Source organism: Lentzea flaviverrucosa (assembly GCF_003350445.1).
GTDB lineage: Bacteria > Actinomycetota > Actinomycetes > Mycobacteriales > Pseudonocardiaceae > Lentzea > Lentzea californiensis.
In genome coordinates this window covers 1,068,349-1,084,153 of sequence record NZ_QQAU01000001.1, presented here as the reverse complement: position 1 = coordinate 1,084,153, position 15,805 = coordinate 1,068,349, and the positions used below count along the sequence as shown (strand labels likewise).

The following is a 15,805-nucleotide window of genomic DNA, read 5'->3' as shown; positions in this document are numbered from 1 at the left end:
AGTGCCATGACGGTCTATGGCATCCATGCGTCACACGAGCAGATACACCCCGCAGACCTGCTGACCGCCGTGCGCAGGGCTGAAGAGGCGGGGTTCGGCGCGGCGATGAGCTCAGACCACTTCTCACCCTGGAGCGCGCGCCAGGGGCAGTCCGGGTTCGCCTGGTCCTGGCTCGGCGCGGCACTGCAGGCCACCGAACTGCCGTTCGGCGTGGTCACAGCGCCGGGGCAGCGTTACCACCCGGCGATCACCGCTCAGGCGATCGGCACGCTGGCCGCGATGAACCCCGGCCGGTTCTGGGCCGCGCTCGGCACCGGTGAGGCCAGCAACGAGCACATCACCGGCGACGGCTGGCCCCGCAAGGACGTGCGGACAGCGCGGTTGCGCGAGTGCGTCGACGTGATCCGCGCGCTGTTGTCCGGCGAGGAGGTCAGCCACGACGGCCTGGTCACGGTCGACCGGGCCAAGCTGTGGACGTTGCCCGACGAGGTACCGCTGCTGATCGGTGCCGCGGTGAGCCCGGCGACCGCCCGCTGGTGCGCCGAGTGGGCCGACGGGCTGATCACCGTCAACGCGCCGCCCGAACGGCTGCGCGAGGTCGCGGGCGCCTACCGGGACGCGGGCGGTAAGGGCAAGCTCCACCTGCAGATGCACCTCAGTTGGGCCGAGGACGAGGAGACGGCCATCGCGATCGCGCACGACCAGTGGCGCAGCAACGTGTTCCAGCCGCCCGTGTGCTGGGACCTCGAACTGGCCGAGCACTTCGACGTCGTCGCCGAGCACGTCACTCCGGCAGACGTCGCCAAGGTCGTCGACGTGTCCACCGACCTCAAGTGGTACGCCGAGCGGCTGTACGAGTACGCGTCGCTGGGGTTCGAGGAGATCTACCTGCACCACGTCGGCCAGGACCTGATCCCGTTCATCGACGCGTTCGGTGAGCACGTGCTGCCGGAGGTGAAGGCGTGATCCGCACGTCCGACGTCTGGTGGAAGAACGCCGTGCTCTACTGCCTCGACGTGGAGACGTTCTCCGACCAGGGCTTCCGCGGCGCCACCGAACGCATCGACCACCTCCACGCCTTGGGTGTGACGTGCGTGTGGCTGATGCCGTTCTACCCGACGCCCGAACGTGACGACGGCTACGACATCACCGACTTCTACGGCGTGGACCCCCGCCTCGGATCGCTGGGCGACTTCGTGGAGTTCGTGCGGGCCGCACGCGACCGCGGCATGCGCGTGATCGCCGACCTGGTCGTGAACCACACCTCCGACGAGCACCCGTGGTTCCACGACCCGTCGAAACGCGACTGGTACGTGTGGGCGGACGAGCCCCAGGAGGACGGTCCGCAGGGCATCACGTTCCCCGACAAGGAGAACAGCCTCTGGGAGTACTCGGAGGAGGTCGGGAAGTACTACCTGCACCGCTTCTACAAGCACCAGCCCGACCTCAACGTGACCAACCCCGAGGTGCGCGACGAGATCGCCCGCATCATGGGCTTCTGGATGGAACTGGGCCTGAGCGGCTTCCGCGTGGACGCCGTGCCGTTCCTGCTGGAGCAGAACGACCCCATGGACGCGGCTTCGCTGCCCGACCCGCACGACTACCTCACCGACCTGCGGGCGTTCCTCAACCGCCGCAACGGCGAGGGCGTGCTGCTGGGCGAGGTGAACCTGCCGTACAAGGACACGATGGCCTTCTACGGCCAGGGCGTCGGCGACGAGCTGACCATGTGCTTCGACTTCGTCGGCATGCAGGCCATGTACCTGGCCCTGGCCCGGAAGTCGTCCGGACCGCTGGCCAAGGCCCTGCAGGAACGCCCGGATCCGCCGCGTGACGGTCACTGGGCCACGTTCGTGCGCAACCACGACGAACTGACCCTGGACAAGCTGCCGCTGGACGAACGCCAGGAGGTCTTCGACGCATTCGGCCCTGACCCTGACATGCAGCTCTTCGGCCGAGGCCTGCGCCGGCGGCTGCCCGGCATGCTCGACGGCGACCAGCGCCGCATCCGCATGGTCTACAGCCTGCTGTTCACCCTGCCGGGCACGCCGGTGCTGTTCTACGGCGAGGAGATCGGCCTGGAGGAGGACCTGTCGCTCGAGGGCAGGATGGCGGTCCGGGTGCCGATGGACTGGGACGCGGCAGGGGAGCAGCGCCACGACCCCGACTCGCTGCTGACGTGGATGCGGCGACTGGTCGAGTGCTACCGCGAGTGCCCCGAACTGGCCTGGGGCGCGGTCCAGGTGCTCGACGTCGGCGATCCGACCGTGTTCGCCCATCGCGCCGAGTGCGACGGCGGCGCGGTCATCGCCGTGCACAACTTCACGGACCAGGAGGTCACCGTGCGGGTCCCCGGCGAGGGGAAGCTCACGGACGTGTTCACCGGTCGTGACCTGAAGCCCGCGAAGATCGGTGCCAAGGTCGACCTCGCGCCCTACGACTGCCGTTGGTTCCGCCTGAAGTCTGAGTGATACTTGCGCAATCTTGACGCCTCACGTGAAGATATCTTCGAGACAGCGTCGTCGACCGAAGGATTTTCGCGTGAGCGCGTACGGACTGCACCGCGTCATCGAGCCCGCCGGCGTTCTGCCGCAGCAGGCCTGGCGGCTCGACGCGGAACCCGTGCCCGCCCCCGACGAGGTGATCGTCGCGGTCGAGCGGCTCAACCTGGACGCGGCGTCGTTCCGGCAGCTCAGGGAGCAGCACGGCAGCGGCGCGGCGGTCCGGCAGGCCGTGCTGGACATCGTCGGCGAGCGCGGCAAGATGCAGAACCCGGTCACCGGCTCGGGCGGCATGCTGCTCGGCACCGTGCTCGAGGTCGGGCCGGAGTCGCCGCTCGGGCTCGAGGCCGGTGACCGGATCGCGACGCTGGTCAGCCTCACGCTGACGCCGCTGCGCATCAACGACGGCCTGCAGGACTGGGACGGCGAGGACGAGCAGGTGCCGTGCCGGGGGACCGCGGTGCTGTTCGGACGCTCGATCGCGGCCGTGCTGCCGGACGACATGCCGAACGAGCTGGCGCTGTCCGTGCTCGACGTGTGCGGTGCACCGGCGCTGACCGACCGTGTCGTGCGCAAGCACGCCGGTGGGTCCGTGCTGGTGCTCGGCGGCGGTGGCAAGTCCGGATCCCTCTCTCTCGCGGCCGCACGTCAGGCCGGTGCGTCGCGCCTCGTCGCGTTGGTGCCGACGGAACGTGAGGCAGCGCAGGTGCTGGAGTCCGGCCTCGCGGACGAGGTCGTGATCGCGGACGCACGCAACCCGGTCGCTGTCGCCGAGGCCGTGGGCAAGCAGGTCGACGTCACGGTCGTGTGCGTGGACGTGCCGGGGTGCGAGCACGGCGCCATCCTCGCGACCGCGGACGGCGGCACCGTGATCTTCTTCTCGATGGCGACCTCGTTCAGCGCGGCCGCCCTCGGTGCGGAGGGTCTTGCGGCGGACGTGGAGATGATCGTGGGCAACGGGTATGTGCCTGGTCACGCCCAGTTCGCGTTGGACCTGGTCCGAACCCGGGCGGGTGTGCGGGCGCTGTTCGAACAACGGCAGACTGCGTGACGTGAGTACGCAACTTTTGGTCGGCGGCCGCATCTACGCACCGGATGCGACGGCGATGGCCGTCACGGACGGTGTCGTCGTGTGGATCGGACAGGACTCGGTCGGGCACGCGCTGCACCCGGACGCCGAGGTCGTCGAGCTCGAAGGCGCCTTCGTCGCGCCCGCGTTCGTCGACGCGCACGTGCACGCCACGTCCGCAGGCCTGCTCCTGACCGGCCTCGACCTGACGAAGACGTCCTCTGTGGACGAACTGCTCGACCGGGTGCGCTCCGCAGAGGGCCCCCTGGTGTGGGGTCACGGGTGGGACGAGACGCGCTGGCCGGAGAACCGCCCGCCGACGCGCGCCGAGATCGACGAGGCCGCCCAGGGCAAGACGGTGTACCTGTCGCGCATCGACGTGCACTCCGCCCTGGTCTCCTCCGACCTGATCAGCGACGAGGCCCGTGCCGCCGACGGTTTCTCCGCCGACGGCCCTCTCTCGCGCGCCGCACACCACCACGCGCGTGGCACGGCGAAGGCCGCCATCACGCCCGAACAACGCCAGGCCGCGCAACTCGCGTTCCTGAACCACGCGGCGTCAAAAGGCATCGCGTCCGTGCACGAGTGCGCCGGTCCGGACATCTCCGGCGAGGACGACCTGCGCGAACTCCTCGCACTCACCGAAGGCCCCGAGGTGGTGGCCTACTGGGGTGCCCACGAGCTGCCCGACGTTCCGGTGCGCGGACTCGCGGGCGACCACTTCGTCGACGGCGCCATCGGCTCCCGCACCGCCGCGCTGACCGAGCCCTACGCCGACGCCGGCACGTCCGGTGCGCTCTACCTCGACGCACGGCAGATCGCCGACCACCTGGTCAAGTGCACCGAACTGGGCATCCAGGCGGGGTTCCACGTCATCGGCGACGCCGCGATGACCGCCGTGATCGAGGGCTTCTCCCTCGCGGAGAAGGCACTCGGCACGCCTGAGCTCGCGTCGGCCCGCCACCGCCTCGAACACGTCGAGATGGTGTCGAAGGAGCAGGCGGAGAAACTGGCCGGGTGGGGCGTCGTCGCCTCCGTCCAGCCGCTGTTCGACGCGGAGTGGGGTGGACCCACCGGCATGTACGTCCAGCGACTCGGCGACGAGCGCGGTGTGGGGCTGAACCCCTTTTCGCGGCTGGCCGCCGCGGGCGTCGTGCTCGCCTTCGGCTCGGACACGCCGGTGACCGCCATCGACCCGTGGGCCGCTGTGAAAGCCGCCGTCCACCACAAGACCGACGGCCACGGCGTCTCCCCGCGTGCCGCCTTCACCGCGCACACGCGTGGTGGCTGGCGTGCGGCGGGCGTGAACGACGGCCTGACCGGCACCCTGCAGCCCGGTGCGCCCGCGACGTACGCGGTGTGGGAGACCGGTGACCTGGTCGTCGCGGGCAGCGACGCGCGGGTGCAGCGCTGGTCCACCGACCCCCGTTCGGGCGTGCCCGGACTGCCCGACCTCACCGGCCCGGCGCCGGTCTGCGTGCGCACCGTCCTGAACGGCCGGACGATTTACGAGAGGAAGTGACTCATGGCGTTGCTCGACCTCGACCCCTCGGTGGTCGCCACCGCGCGCAAGCTCGCCGCGCGGGCGGCGGAACCGGTGGTGTCCCTCGCGAAGGCGCACACCACCGTCGCCGTCGAGCGCGCCACACTCCGCCTGGCGGGCATCACCGGCGCGGACTCCACGCACCGCGCCGGTGACGTCCCGTGGGTGAACCGAGTGATCGACACGGTGCGCGAGCAGTGCGGGCTGGAGCACGGCGTCGTGCTGCCGGCGTTCCACGCGTTGCGCGAGAACAACCTCGGCACCCTCACCGAACTCGCCGAGGCCACGGCGGCGGGCCAGATCCAGTTCAGGATCCCCACCGGCAAGGACCTGACGGCGGCGCGCAAGGCGTCCACGTCCGCGGTGGCGAAGGGGCTCAAGGCGGTCGACCGCAACCGGGCCCAGCGCGACAAGCTGATCACCAAGTGGGGCGACCCCGCGCAACGCCCGTGGATCTACCTGATCGTCGCGACCGGCGACATCGACGAGGACGTCGTCCAGGCCCAGAACGCGGCCCGCGCGGGCGCCGACATCATCGCGGTGATCCGCTCGACCGGGCAGTCGCTGCTCGACTACGTCCCGGAAGGCGCCACGCACCACGGGTTCGCGGGCACGTACGCCACGCAGGAGAACTTCCGGATCATGCGCGCGGCCCTCGACGACGTGTCGAAGGAGGTCGGCCGGTACGTGCGGCTGACCAACTACGCGTCCGGCCTCTGCATGCCGGAGATCGCTGTCCTGGCAGGACTTCAGCGCCTCGACATGATGCTGAACGACTCGATGTACGGCATCCTGTTCCGCGACATCAACCCGATCCGCACGTTCGTCGACCAGCGCTTCTCGCGTCAGGTGCACGCCCGTGCCGGCATCATCATCAACACCGGCGAGGACAACTACCTCACCACCGCGGACGCCGTCGACGCCGCGCACACCGTCACGGTCTCCCAGCTCCTCAACGAGCACTTCGCCCACGAGGCCGGCCTGCCCGACCACCTGCTGGGCCTCGGTCACGCCTTCGAGATCAACCCGAAGGTGCCCGACTCGTTCCGGCTCGAGCTCGCGCACGCGTTGCTGGCCCGCGAACTCTTCCCGGACGCACCGCTGAAGTGGATGCCGCCGACCAAGCACATGACCGGCGACGTCTTCGACGGCTATCTGCTGGACGGGTTCTTCAACCTCGCCGGTGTCCTGACAGGACAGTCCATCCTGCTCGTCGGCATGATGACCGAGGCCGTCGTGACGCCGTTCCTGTCGGACCGCGACCTGGCCCTGAAGAACGTCCGGTACGTGCTGAACGCGGCGGGCAGCCTCGCCGAGGACTTCCGGCCCGCGCCGGACGGTCTCATCGTCAAGCGCGCGCACCAGGTGCTCGGCGAGGCCGTCGACCTGCTGGCGCGCATCGTCGACGACGGTCTGCTCAACGCCATCGCGGACGGCACGTTCGGCCTGATGAAGCGTCCGGCGCACAAGGGCAAGGGCGCGGACGGCGTCGTCGAGAAGGCGGCCGAGTACTTCAACCCCGCGAGCGAGATGCTGGAGGCCCAGGGTGTCTGACGCGAAGAGGTACGTGCGGCCCTACGGCGACACCACCGGCGACGGCATGATCCAGACGTCGTTCACGCTGCCGATCCCGTTCGGCCCCAAGGCGGACGGCGCGGCGCTGCAGCTCGCGAACAGGATGGGCATGGACCCCGCGATGGTGGTCCACTCGAACCCCATCGGCGACGACTTCACGTTCTTCGTCGTCTACGGGTCGGTGAAGCACCTCGTGGACCTCGACGAGGTCAAGGTCGTCGAGCGCGAGTACCCGCTCCTGTCGCCGGCCGAGGTCAACTCGGCGCTCAAGAAGGTGTTGCGGCGCAAGCTGGTCGTGGTCGGCGGGTGCATCGGCACGGACGCGCACACGGTCGGCATCGACGCGATCCTCAACATCAAGGGCTTCGCGGGCGAGAAGGGCCTCGAGTACTACCGGGAGCTGAAGGTCGTGAACCTCGGCGCCCAGGTCTCGGTACCGGAGCTGGTCCGCTCCGCCCGCACCGAGAAGGCCGACGCGGTGCTGATCTCCCAGGTCGTGACCCAGCGGGACGCGCACATCCTGAACACGCAGGAGATGTCGGCGGCGTTCCGCGAGGCGATGGGGGACCGGAGGCCGCTGCTGGTGGCCGGCGGCCCGCGGTTCGACCCGCTGATGGCGGGCGAACTGGGGGTTGATCGAGTTTTCTCCCGGGGTACCACCCCCGGTGAGGTCGCGAGCTACCTGGTGCACGCGATGCAGGAGAAGAAGGGGGTCGCCGCGTGAGCGGAGCTTTGGTCGAGGGTTTTGTGGTGACTCACCGCCGGTACGTCCCGCACTCGCACGCGCACTACGGCGGCAACCTGGTCGACGGCGCCTATGGGCTCGGCATGTTCGGTGACGTCGCCACCGAGTTGCTCATCCACACGGACTCCGACGAGGGGTTGTTCGCTGGATACAGCTCCGTCGAGTTCATCGCGCCGATCCAGGCCGGTGACGTCATCGAGGCGTCGGCGACGCTGGTGCGCATCGGGAAGCGGTCGCGCGAGATCGAGTTCGAGGCGCGTGTGGTGTGCCGTTCGGCGCCCGAACGCGGTCCGTCGGCGGCCGATCTGCTCGCTGAGCCGATCGTCGTGACGCGGGCCCGCGGCACTGTTGTCGCTCCGACAGCCGCGGAGTAACCCCGGGCCCGCGTCGTTCCCGAACTTCGGCGTCAACAGGGACCAGGCCAGGTGCCCAAGACGGTGCTCGCGCCGGATCAGACCAATTTGAGCTGAATCGACCGCAACCTTCGCCGCCTTCTCCCGTTGGTCAATACAGAAGTAGCTACATGCGGGGAGGATGCGGCGTGGTGAAGATCGACCACCAGGGGGAGACACCTCCCTACGAGCAGGTGCGCGTGCATTACGCGCACGCCATCTCGAATCGAGAGCTGCCGGTGGGTGCGAAGCTGCCCACGGTGCGTGCCCTGGCGAAAGACCTGGGTCTCGCGGTGAACACGGTCGCTCGTGCCTACCGCGAGCTGGAGGAAGCCGGCCTCGTGGAGACCAGGGGCCGTGCCGGCACGGTGGTCAGCGCGAACGGCGACAGCAACCGCGAGCGGGTGCGTGCGGCGGCGGCCCAGTACGCGTCGATGTCCGCGGAGCTCGGGCTCTCGTCCCAGGAGGCCATGGAGATCGTGCGAGCGGCCCTGCGGTCGTAGAACTGCCGCTTCGGGAACGGTGAAGTTCCACATCGGCCACCGCCATGATCACGTTCTCGCTGCGTCGGGGCGCCCCTGGACCCCGGGCTGCTCCATGCAGGTGATCAATACTCCTTCGGGGCTCGCGGCACGTCGGCCGGACCGACTCACCGTTGTGCGTTTGCCCTGGTAGTCACCCGTTCGCGACCCTCCTTGCACGCCCCGGCGCGGTTAGGCTGCCCCGTGGATCGTGAATAACTGATTCGTCAGTCAATCTAGGAGTGCGCGATGGGGCGGACCGTCCGCGACGGCCTGCGGCTCACGGCCGAACAGGAGCAGTTCGTCGAGGTGGCCAGGGAGTTCGCCGCCAGGGAGATCCGGCCGCGGGGGCGCGCCGTCGACGAGGCCGACACCGAGTCACCGCTCGACGTGTGGGAGAAGGCGTCCGCGCTCGGGCTGACGTCGTTCATGCTCCCCGAGAAGTTCGGCGGCGGTGGCGTCACCGACCTGCTGACCCAGGTGCTGGTCCAGCAGGAGCTGTGCCACGGCGACATCGGCATCGGCAACCTGGTCACCTCCAACGGCTTCTTCGGCGCACCGGTCGAGCACCTCGGCACGCCCGAGCAGCAGGACCGGTTCCTCAGCCCGCTGGGGAACGCGTGCCCGCCGCTCACCGCCGTCGCCGTGACCGAGCCCGGCAGCGGGTCGGACGCGGCGGGCATCCGGACCTCGGCGCGGCGCGAGGGGAACGAGTACGTCCTGAACGGGCAGAAGACCTGGATCTCCAACGCCCCGTACGCCGAGATGTTCGTGATCTTCGCGACGGTGGACCCGTCGCTGAGGTCCCGCGGTGTCACGGCGTTCGTCGTGCCGCGCTCCGCGGCCGGGCTGACGGTCGGGCCGCCGTTCCGGAAGATGGGGCAGCGCGCGATCGTCAACGCCGAGGTGTTCCTCGACGACGTGCGCGTGCCCGTGGAGGACCGGCTCGGCGAGGAGGGGCAGGGGTTCGCCGGGCTGATGCGGACGTTCGACGCGTCACGCATCCTCATCGGCGCGGCCACGACGGGGCTCGCCCGTGCCGCGCTGGACTTCGCCACCTCCTACGCGGCGCAGCGCGTGCAGTTCGGGGTGCCGATCATCGAGCACCAGGCGGTGGCGTTCCGGCTCGCGGACATGGCCACGCGCGTCGACACCTCGCACCTGCTGACCGTGCGCGCGGCGACGTTGTACGACGCGGGACACGCCGTGACGCAGGAGGCGGCGATGGCCAAGCTCGCCGGCTCGGAGAACGCCATGTGGTGCACGCACGCGGCCGTGCAGACGTTGGGGGGCTACGGGTACTCCCGTGAGCACCCCGTCGAGCGCTGGATGCGCGACGCGAAGCTCGAGGAGATCGAAGAGGGCACCTCGGACATCCAGCGCCTGATCATCTCCCGCGGCCTCGGTGAGAGATGATCTTCTCCGATCCCGCGTCCGTCGCCGTCGTCGGCGCCAGCGACGACCCCGCCAAGTGGGGCCACTGGCTCGCGCGCGGCGCGCTCGTCGGTCACGACCGCCGCGCCGTGCACCTGGTGAACCGCGGTGGTGGCGCGGTTCTGGGCCAGCCCACCGTGCGCTCGCTCTCCGAACTCGCCGAGGCTCCCGAACTGGTCGTGCTCGCCGTGCCCGCGGCACACGTGCCCGCCGTGGTGGACGAGGCGCTGGCGGCCGGTGTGCGCGGTTTCGTCGGCATCACCTCGGGAATCGACGACCGCGTCATCCGCCGGATCCGTGCCGCGGGGGCGCGGCTGCTCGGGCCGAACTGCCTGGGCGTGTTCGACGCGGCGACGTCGCTGCACCTCGCCTGGGGCCGGTTCCAGGCCGGTTCGCTGGGCGTGGTGTCGCAGAGCGGGCAGGTCGGGCTGGAGATCGCCGGGCTCGCGGCGTCGTCGGGCACCGGGGTCTCGCGGTTCGTCTCGGTGGGCAACCAGGCGGACGTGACGGCGACGGAAGCGTTGCTGGACCTGGTGTCCCACGACCTGACCACCGTCGTGGGGGTCTACCTGGAGAGCTTCGGCCCCGGAACCGTGGCGGCCATGTCGGAACTGCGCGCGGCCGGCAAACCCGTGGTGCTGCTGACCGTCGGAACGTCGGTCGCGGCTCAGGAAGCCGCCCGCACGCACACCGGCGCCCTGACGTCACCTTCGGACGTGGTGGACGCGGCCTGCCGCCGCGCGGGCGCGGTCCGCGTGACGACACCCGCGGCTCTCGTGGACCTGGCGGCGGTGCTGACGTCCGGGGTGCCACGCGGGGGAAGGGTCGGGGTCGTCTCCGACTCGGGCGGACAGGGCGCGATCGCGGCGGACCTCGCGGTGGCAGCGGGCCTGACGATGCCCGCGCTGTCCGTTGTGGACGGTCTGCCGGCGGGCGCGTCGACGCGGAACCCGATCGACCTCGCCGGGGCGGGGGAGCAGGACCTGGCGAACTACTCCAGGGCGGTCGAGGTGCTGGCACGCGGAGGTGAGGTCGACGCGGTGGTGCTGTCGGGCTACTTCGGCAGCTACGGGCCCGACACGCCGTCACTGGAGGAGTCCGAGGTGGCGGTGGCTGCCCGGATTTGTTCGCTGGCAAGGGAAACCGGAGTCACCGTCGTCGTGCACAGCATGCGCGAAGACTCCGCCGCGGTACGCGCGCTGCGGACGGGCGGCATTCCCGTGCAGCTCACGATCGAACGTGCCGTCGCCTCCCTGGGCCACGCGAGCAAGCTGGGCAGGAGCTCACTGGAGGTCGTGCCACGCACCGCGACCGCCATTCCCTTCCGCCCCGGTTACCTCGCGGCCCGCGAACTGCTGAGCTTCGTAGAGTTCCCGAACGCCCACGCCGTCACGACCACCGCCGATGTCATCGCCACCGCCCTGAAGGGCCCGTTCGCGCTCAAAGCCGACTGGCTGCCCCACAAGAGCGAGCACGGCGGGGTGCGGATCGGCCTGACCGACCCCGCGGCGGCGTTCGAGGAGATGCGCGCGAGACTCGGCCCGGGCACGTACGTCCTGGAGGAGATGGACACGCGCGAGCACACCGTCGAGCTGATCATCGGCGCGAAGCGCGACCACTCGTTCGGCCCGGTCGTCCTCGTCGGCGCGGGCGGCGTGCACGCGGAGTTGTTCAGGGACACCGCGATCGAGCTCGCCCCCGTGACCCCCGCCACGGCACGGGACATGCTGGCACGCCTCACGTGCGCTCCGCTCCTGTCGGGCTGGCGCGGTGCCCCGGCACCCGACGTGGCGGCGCTGGCCGAGGTGATCGCCCAGGTCTCCGAGACGCTCGCGGCCAGGCCGGACCTCGCCGAGATCGAGCTGAACCCCGTGCGCGTGGGCTCTGACGGCGTGCTGGCCGTGGACGCGTTGATCATCCCTGCGGAGAGGACGGTGGACCACGCGTGGCGTGACCTTCCGGCTGCTCCGATTGCGGGATTGCGGGCACCGATAGGTTCTCCTGCAGTGACGTGAGGAGACCCTGATGCTGGTTGTGGTGGCGCTGCTGGCCTTCCTCGTGCCGCCACCCGGCCCGGTGACGATCGAGGTCGCCGGTGTCAGCGGCTCGGGGTGCCCGGCCGGCACGACGAACGTCGCCATGTCGCTGGACAACGAGGCGTTCACGGTCACCTACAGCGACTTCCTGGTGCAGGGCAACGGGAACGAGGCCAAGCGGAGCTGCACGATCGCCCTGCGGATCAACCACGCGGCCGGGTACACGTTCGGCATCGCGGCCACGGACTACCGCGGGTTCGCGCATCTGACCGACAAGGCTCGCGGTGTGGTGCGCAACGACTACTGGTTCCCCGGATTCCCGACACGGCACAGCAGCCACACGTATCAGGCACCGATGAGTGACAACTGGCAGGTGACCGACACGCCCAGCGGGGTGGCGCACGGGCCGTGCAAGGACCGCAAGCCGTTGGCCGTGGAGACCGAGCTGAAGCTCACCGGCAAGGGCAGCGGCAGCTTCATGACGATGGACTCGACCGATTCGAGTGTGAGCACGACGTTCCGGCTCTCGTGGAAGAAGTGCGCGGAATAACAAGCGCGCTGTTGACGTTCTCTGCTACAGTCCGTTTGTACCCGGCGGTGCGCCACTAAGCGCACGTAAGCTCCGATCAGCTGCTGGACGATCACAACGCCGCAGCCACCACCGCCAGCTTCTCATGCCGGTGGCCCCACACATCAGATGCAGTCGGATCAACGGCATCTGCAGCGCTCTCCTCCCGTCGCACCTCGTGCGCGAAGTCGACGAAGCGCGTCTCGAACAACCCTCCTGAAAGGACAGACCCGATGCACATCGGTGTACTCGACGTACGTAACAACAAGGCGTTCCTCGTGGACGGGCCGCAGGTCCCGCAGAGTCTCGTGAGGCAGTACGACCTGCGGCGCGGCGACCAGATCAGCGGCGAGGCCGAGGGCGACAAGCTCGTCGGCGTCGACACGGTCAACGGACGTGCGCCCCACAAGCGGCCGCGGTTCGAGGACCTGACGCCGCTCTACCCCAACGAACGGCTGCGGCTGGAACACGATCCGAACGAGCTGACCAGCCGGGCGATCGACCTGGTCATGCCGGTCGGCAAGGGGCAGCGGGCGTTGATCGTCGCGCCGCCCAAGGCGGGTAAAACCATTGTGCTGCAACAGATCGCGGCCGCGATCGCCAAGAATCACCCCGAGGCCCACCTCATCGTCGCGCTCGTCGGCGAACGGCCGGAGGAGGTGACCGACATGCGCACCACCATTCCGGGCGAGATGTTCACCTCCACCTTCGACGAGCACCCCAACGAGCACATCCGGGTCGCCGAGCTCGCGGTCGAGCGGGCCAAGCGGCTCGTCGAGGACGGTCAGGACGTGGTGATCCTGCTCGACTCGCTGACGCGGCTCGGGCGTGCCTACAACCTCGCGCAGCCCAACGGCGGGCGCATCCTCAGCGGTGGCATCGACGCCAGGGCGCTGACGCCGCCGAAGCAGTTCCTCGGTTCGGCGCGCAACATCGAGGACGGTGGCAGCCTCACGATCTTCGCCACCGCGCTCGTCGAGACCGGGTCGCTCGCCGACACCGCGATCTTCGAGGAGCTCAAGAGCACCGGCAACGCCGAGCTGAAGCTCGACCGCAAGGCGGCGCAGCGGCGGATCTACCCCGCGATCGACCTCCACCAGTCGAGCACGCGCAAGGCGGAACTGCTGGTGTCGCAGCAGGAACTCGTCATCACGGACGCGCTGCGCCGGGCGATGGCGGACCGGGACATCGACGTGATCGTCGACGGACTGCGCAAGACGCAGAGCAACGCCGAGTTCCTCATGCAGATGTCGAGGTGACGCCGCAGGTGGTTGACTGACGGCGATGAGCTTCCTCCAGGTCACGTGGACCGACCCGGCCACACAAGCGCGCGGCTACCTCGTCATCGACCGGCTGGTGCGCGGGGTCAGCAGCGGGGGTCTGCGCATGCGCGCGGGCTGCACCCTCGACGAGGTCCGGGGGCTGGCCGAGGGGATGACGGCCAAGGAAGCCCTCAACTACGACCCGGACGCGCGTTACGTGCCGCTCGGCGGCGCGAAGGGCGGCATCGACTTCGACCCCTACGACCCGCGGGCGAAGGACGTCCTCACGGCCTACCTGTACGCCATGTCCCCCTACGTCGAACGCTTCTGGACGATGGGGGAGGACCTCGGGCTGCGGCAGTCCGCGATCGACGAGGCCATCGCGAAGATCGGCCTCCAGTCGTCGATCCAGGCGGTCTACCCGTTGCTCGACGACGAGAAGAAGGCCAGGCAACGCCTCGCGGACGCCTTCCAGGTCACCGTCGACGGTGTCGGCCTGGACGAACTGGCCGGCGGCTACGGGGTGGCCGAGGCCGCGCTGACCGGCATCGAACACCTCCACCTGCACGACCCCACCGCGTTCGTGCAGGGTTTCGGATCGATGGGTGGTGCCACCGCCCGGTACCTCGCCAGGGCGGGAGTCAGGATCGTCGGGCTCGCCGACGTCCACGGCGTAGTGGCCAACCCGGCCGGGCTCGACGTGGAGACCCTGCTGCTGTCCCGCGACGCGCACGGCGCCATCGACAGGACGAAACTCCGCCCGCAGGACCAGGAACTGCCTTGCGACAGCTGGCTCGACGTCGAAGCGGACGTCCTCGTCCCCGCCGCGACCAGCTACGCGATCGACAGCGGCAACGCGGGACGGGTCAGGGCGAAGCTGGTCGTCGAAGCGGCGAACATGCCCGTGACACCCGAAGCGGAGGCCATGATCGACGCGTTGGTCATCCCGGACGTCGTCGCGAACTCCGCCACGAACTCCTGGTGGTGGTGGACCCTGTTCGGCGACGTCGAACCCACGGCCGAGTCCGCGTTCGAGAAGATCGGCACCACCATGCGCCGGCTCGTCACGGCAATCATCAGCGAGCCGTCACCGCGAGCAGCGGCACGGCACCTCGCGGCCGCCGCGGTGAAGGAGATCGAACTGCGGTTCCCCGAGTCGTAGACTCGGCGCATGCCAGGCCTGGAGCACACGATCACGATCTCGGCCCCGCCGGAACGCGTCTGGGCGGTCCTCGTCGACGTCGAGCGCTGGCCGGAACGCATCCCGACGGTCGACTCCGTGCAACGCCTGGACGAAGGGCCGTTCGCCGTCGGCTCGAGCGCCCGCCTCCGGCAACCGAAGCTGCCCGAGGCCGTGTGGACGGTGACCGAACTGACCGACGGCACCTCGTACACCTGGGAGTCGAAGTCCCCCGGCGTTCTGGGCGTCGCTTCGCACGTCGTCGAGCCGCATCCCGGCGGCACCCGGCTCACCCTCGCGCTGACCGTGTCCGGCCCGCTCGCGGGGATCGGCTGGCTGATGACCAAGGCGCGGGCCAGGCGGTACGTCGAGACCGAGGCCGCCTCCATCAAGAAGGTCGCCGAGCAGAGCCAGGCCCAGGGCTAGAGCGGGCCGAGCAGCCAGGCTCCCGGCCCGTCCTCGTCCTCCGAGAAGTAGTACGCCCGCCAGGCGGCGAGCAGGTCCTCGGTCCCGATCAGCCCGTCACCGTCGTGGTCGAGCCGCGCGTGCACGGCCCGTGCCTCGTCCTCGGACATGTGCATCAACGCCGTGGACCACCGCACGTGCTCGTCCACGCCGAGCCGGCCGTCGCCGTCGTGGTCGGCGACGTCCAGCAGGGCGTCGAGGTACGGCACGTAGACGTCGTCGAACGCCTCGGGGCGCCCCAGCAGTCCGCGCACGAACGCCGTCCGGTACTCGGCCTGGCTGATCCGCTCGTCGTCGTCCGTGTCCGTCACGGCGGCGAGGTGGCCCCACACGCCCAGCAGCTGCTCGTGGAACCGCTTCGCCCGCACGTCGTCGTCGGTCAGGCCGAACGCCGAGGTCAGCCGGGCGGCGGCCAGGTCGAAGTCCGCGCGCTCGACGTACCCGTCCCCGTCGCTGTCGTAGGTCTCGAACCTGCGGCTGAGCCTGCGGTCCAGGAACGGCGTGATCTTCATGC

Annotated in this window: 14 protein-coding genes and 1 pseudogene; 14 read left to right on the top strand and 1 reads right to left on the bottom strand. The window is 69.8% G+C overall.

Annotation, left to right across the window (positions count from 1 at the left end):
- Positions 1-6: 6 nt before the first annotated feature.
- From DFR72_RS04910 to DFR72_RS04845, 14 genes and pseudogenes are all read left to right on the top strand, one after another.
- A complete protein-coding gene (locus tag DFR72_RS04910; protein WP_090063829.1) occupies positions 7-966 on the top strand; it encodes a TIGR03885 family FMN-dependent LLM class oxidoreductase in 960 nt (319 codons plus the stop codon).
- Positions 963-2,471, top strand: coding sequence for an alpha-amylase family protein (locus DFR72_RS04905; RefSeq protein WP_090063830.1), 1,509 nt, complete (start codon positions 963-965; stop codon positions 2,469-2,471). Before DFR72_RS04910 ends, DFR72_RS04905 begins: the two co-directional genes overlap by 4 nt.
- Positions 2,472-2,541: 70 nt before the next feature.
- The gene (gene kdd, locus DFR72_RS04900) at positions 2,542-3,552 is read left to right on the top strand and encodes an L-erythro-3,5-diaminohexanoate dehydrogenase (RefSeq protein ID WP_090063831.1); all 1,011 of its coding nucleotides are present in this window, start codon (positions 2,542-2,544) and stop codon (positions 3,550-3,552) included.
- Complete coding sequence (locus DFR72_RS04895; RefSeq protein WP_211335346.1) at positions 3,545-5,092, top strand: amidohydrolase; 1,548 nt, start codon at positions 3,545-3,547, stop codon at positions 5,090-5,092. Before kdd ends, DFR72_RS04895 begins: the two co-directional genes overlap by 8 nt.
- Positions 5,093-5,095: 3 nt before the next feature.
- The gene (kamD, locus tag DFR72_RS04890) at positions 5,096-6,667 is read left to right on the top strand and encodes a lysine 5,6-aminomutase subunit alpha (protein ID WP_090063833.1); all 1,572 of its coding nucleotides are present in this window, start codon (positions 5,096-5,098) and stop codon (positions 6,665-6,667) included.
- The gene (kamE, locus tag DFR72_RS04885) at positions 6,660-7,412 is read left to right on the top strand and encodes a lysine 5,6-aminomutase subunit beta (RefSeq protein WP_090063834.1); all 753 of its coding nucleotides are present in this window, start codon (positions 6,660-6,662) and stop codon (positions 7,410-7,412) included. The genes kamD and kamE overlap by 8 nt, the downstream gene beginning before the upstream one ends.
- Entirely contained in the window at positions 7,409-7,807 is a 399-nt protein-coding gene (gene kal / locus DFR72_RS04880; protein ID WP_090063835.1) for a 3-aminobutyryl-CoA ammonia lyase, read from the top strand. The genes kamE and kal overlap by 4 nt, the downstream gene beginning before the upstream one ends.
- A gap of 167 nt (positions 7,808-7,974) precedes the next feature.
- Positions 7,975-8,328, top strand: a complete 354-nt coding sequence (locus DFR72_RS04875) for a GntR family transcriptional regulator (protein ID WP_245982520.1) — start codon at positions 7,975-7,977, stop codon at positions 8,326-8,328.
- A gap of 267 nt (positions 8,329-8,595) precedes the next feature.
- Positions 8,596-9,762 (top strand): acyl-CoA dehydrogenase family protein, encoded by a 1,167-nt coding sequence (locus tag DFR72_RS04870; protein ID WP_090063837.1) that lies wholly within the window; start codon positions 8,596-8,598, stop codon positions 9,760-9,762.
- Positions 9,759-11,795 (top strand): acetate--CoA ligase family protein, encoded by a 2,037-nt coding sequence (locus DFR72_RS04865; protein ID WP_090063838.1) that lies wholly within the window; start codon positions 9,759-9,761, stop codon positions 11,793-11,795. Before DFR72_RS04870 ends, DFR72_RS04865 begins: the two co-directional genes overlap by 4 nt.
- A 10-nt stretch (positions 11,796-11,805) precedes the next feature.
- Positions 11,806-12,366, top strand: coding sequence for a DUF4360 domain-containing protein (locus DFR72_RS04860; protein ID WP_090063839.1), 561 nt, complete (start codon positions 11,806-11,808; stop codon positions 12,364-12,366).
- Between the two features lie 260 nt (positions 12,367-12,626).
- Positions 12,627-13,643 (top strand): annotated as a pseudogene (rho, locus tag DFR72_RS04855) (transcription termination factor Rho); the annotation flags it as partial.
- Positions 13,644-13,668: 25 nt separating this feature from the next.
- Positions 13,669-14,808, top strand: a complete 1,140-nt coding sequence (locus tag DFR72_RS04850; RefSeq protein ID WP_245982519.1) for a Glu/Leu/Phe/Val dehydrogenase dimerization domain-containing protein — start codon at positions 13,669-13,671, stop codon at positions 14,806-14,808.
- A gap of 9 nt (positions 14,809-14,817) precedes the next feature.
- A complete protein-coding gene (locus DFR72_RS04845) occupies positions 14,818-15,252 on the top strand; it encodes an SRPBCC family protein (protein WP_090063842.1) in 435 nt (144 codons plus the stop codon).
- Here the strand turns inward: DFR72_RS04845 and DFR72_RS04840 are convergent.
- Positions 15,249-15,803, bottom strand: coding sequence for an EF-hand domain-containing protein (locus DFR72_RS04840; RefSeq protein ID WP_090063843.1), 555 nt, complete (start codon positions 15,801-15,803; stop codon positions 15,249-15,251). The genes DFR72_RS04845 and DFR72_RS04840 overlap by 4 nt on opposite strands.
- Positions 15,804-15,805 lie beyond the last annotated feature (2 nt).

Coding starts and splice junctions, on each gene's coding strand:
- DFR72_RS04910 (WP_090063829.1), top strand. CDS start 7: ATGACGGTCTATGGCATCCATGCGTCACACGAGCAGATACACCCCGCA.
- DFR72_RS04850 (WP_245982519.1), top strand. CDS start 13,669: ATGAGCTTCCTCCAGGTCACGTGGACCGACCCGGCCACACAAGCGCGC.
- DFR72_RS04870 (WP_090063837.1), top strand. CDS start 8,596: ATGGGGCGGACCGTCCGCGACGGCCTGCGGCTCACGGCCGAACAGGAG.
- DFR72_RS04865 (WP_090063838.1), top strand. CDS start 9,759: ATGATCTTCTCCGATCCCGCGTCCGTCGCCGTCGTCGGCGCCAGCGAC.
- DFR72_RS04860 (WP_090063839.1), top strand. CDS start 11,806: ATGCTGGTTGTGGTGGCGCTGCTGGCCTTCCTCGTGCCGCCACCCGGC.
- DFR72_RS04845 (WP_090063842.1), top strand. CDS start 14,818: ATGCCAGGCCTGGAGCACACGATCACGATCTCGGCCCCGCCGGAACGC.
- DFR72_RS04840 (WP_090063843.1), bottom strand. CDS start 15,803: ATGAAGATCACGCCGTTCCTGGACCGCAGGCTCAGCCGCAGGTTCGAG.
- kamD (WP_090063833.1), top strand. CDS start 5,096: ATGGCGTTGCTCGACCTCGACCCCTCGGTGGTCGCCACCGCGCGCAAG.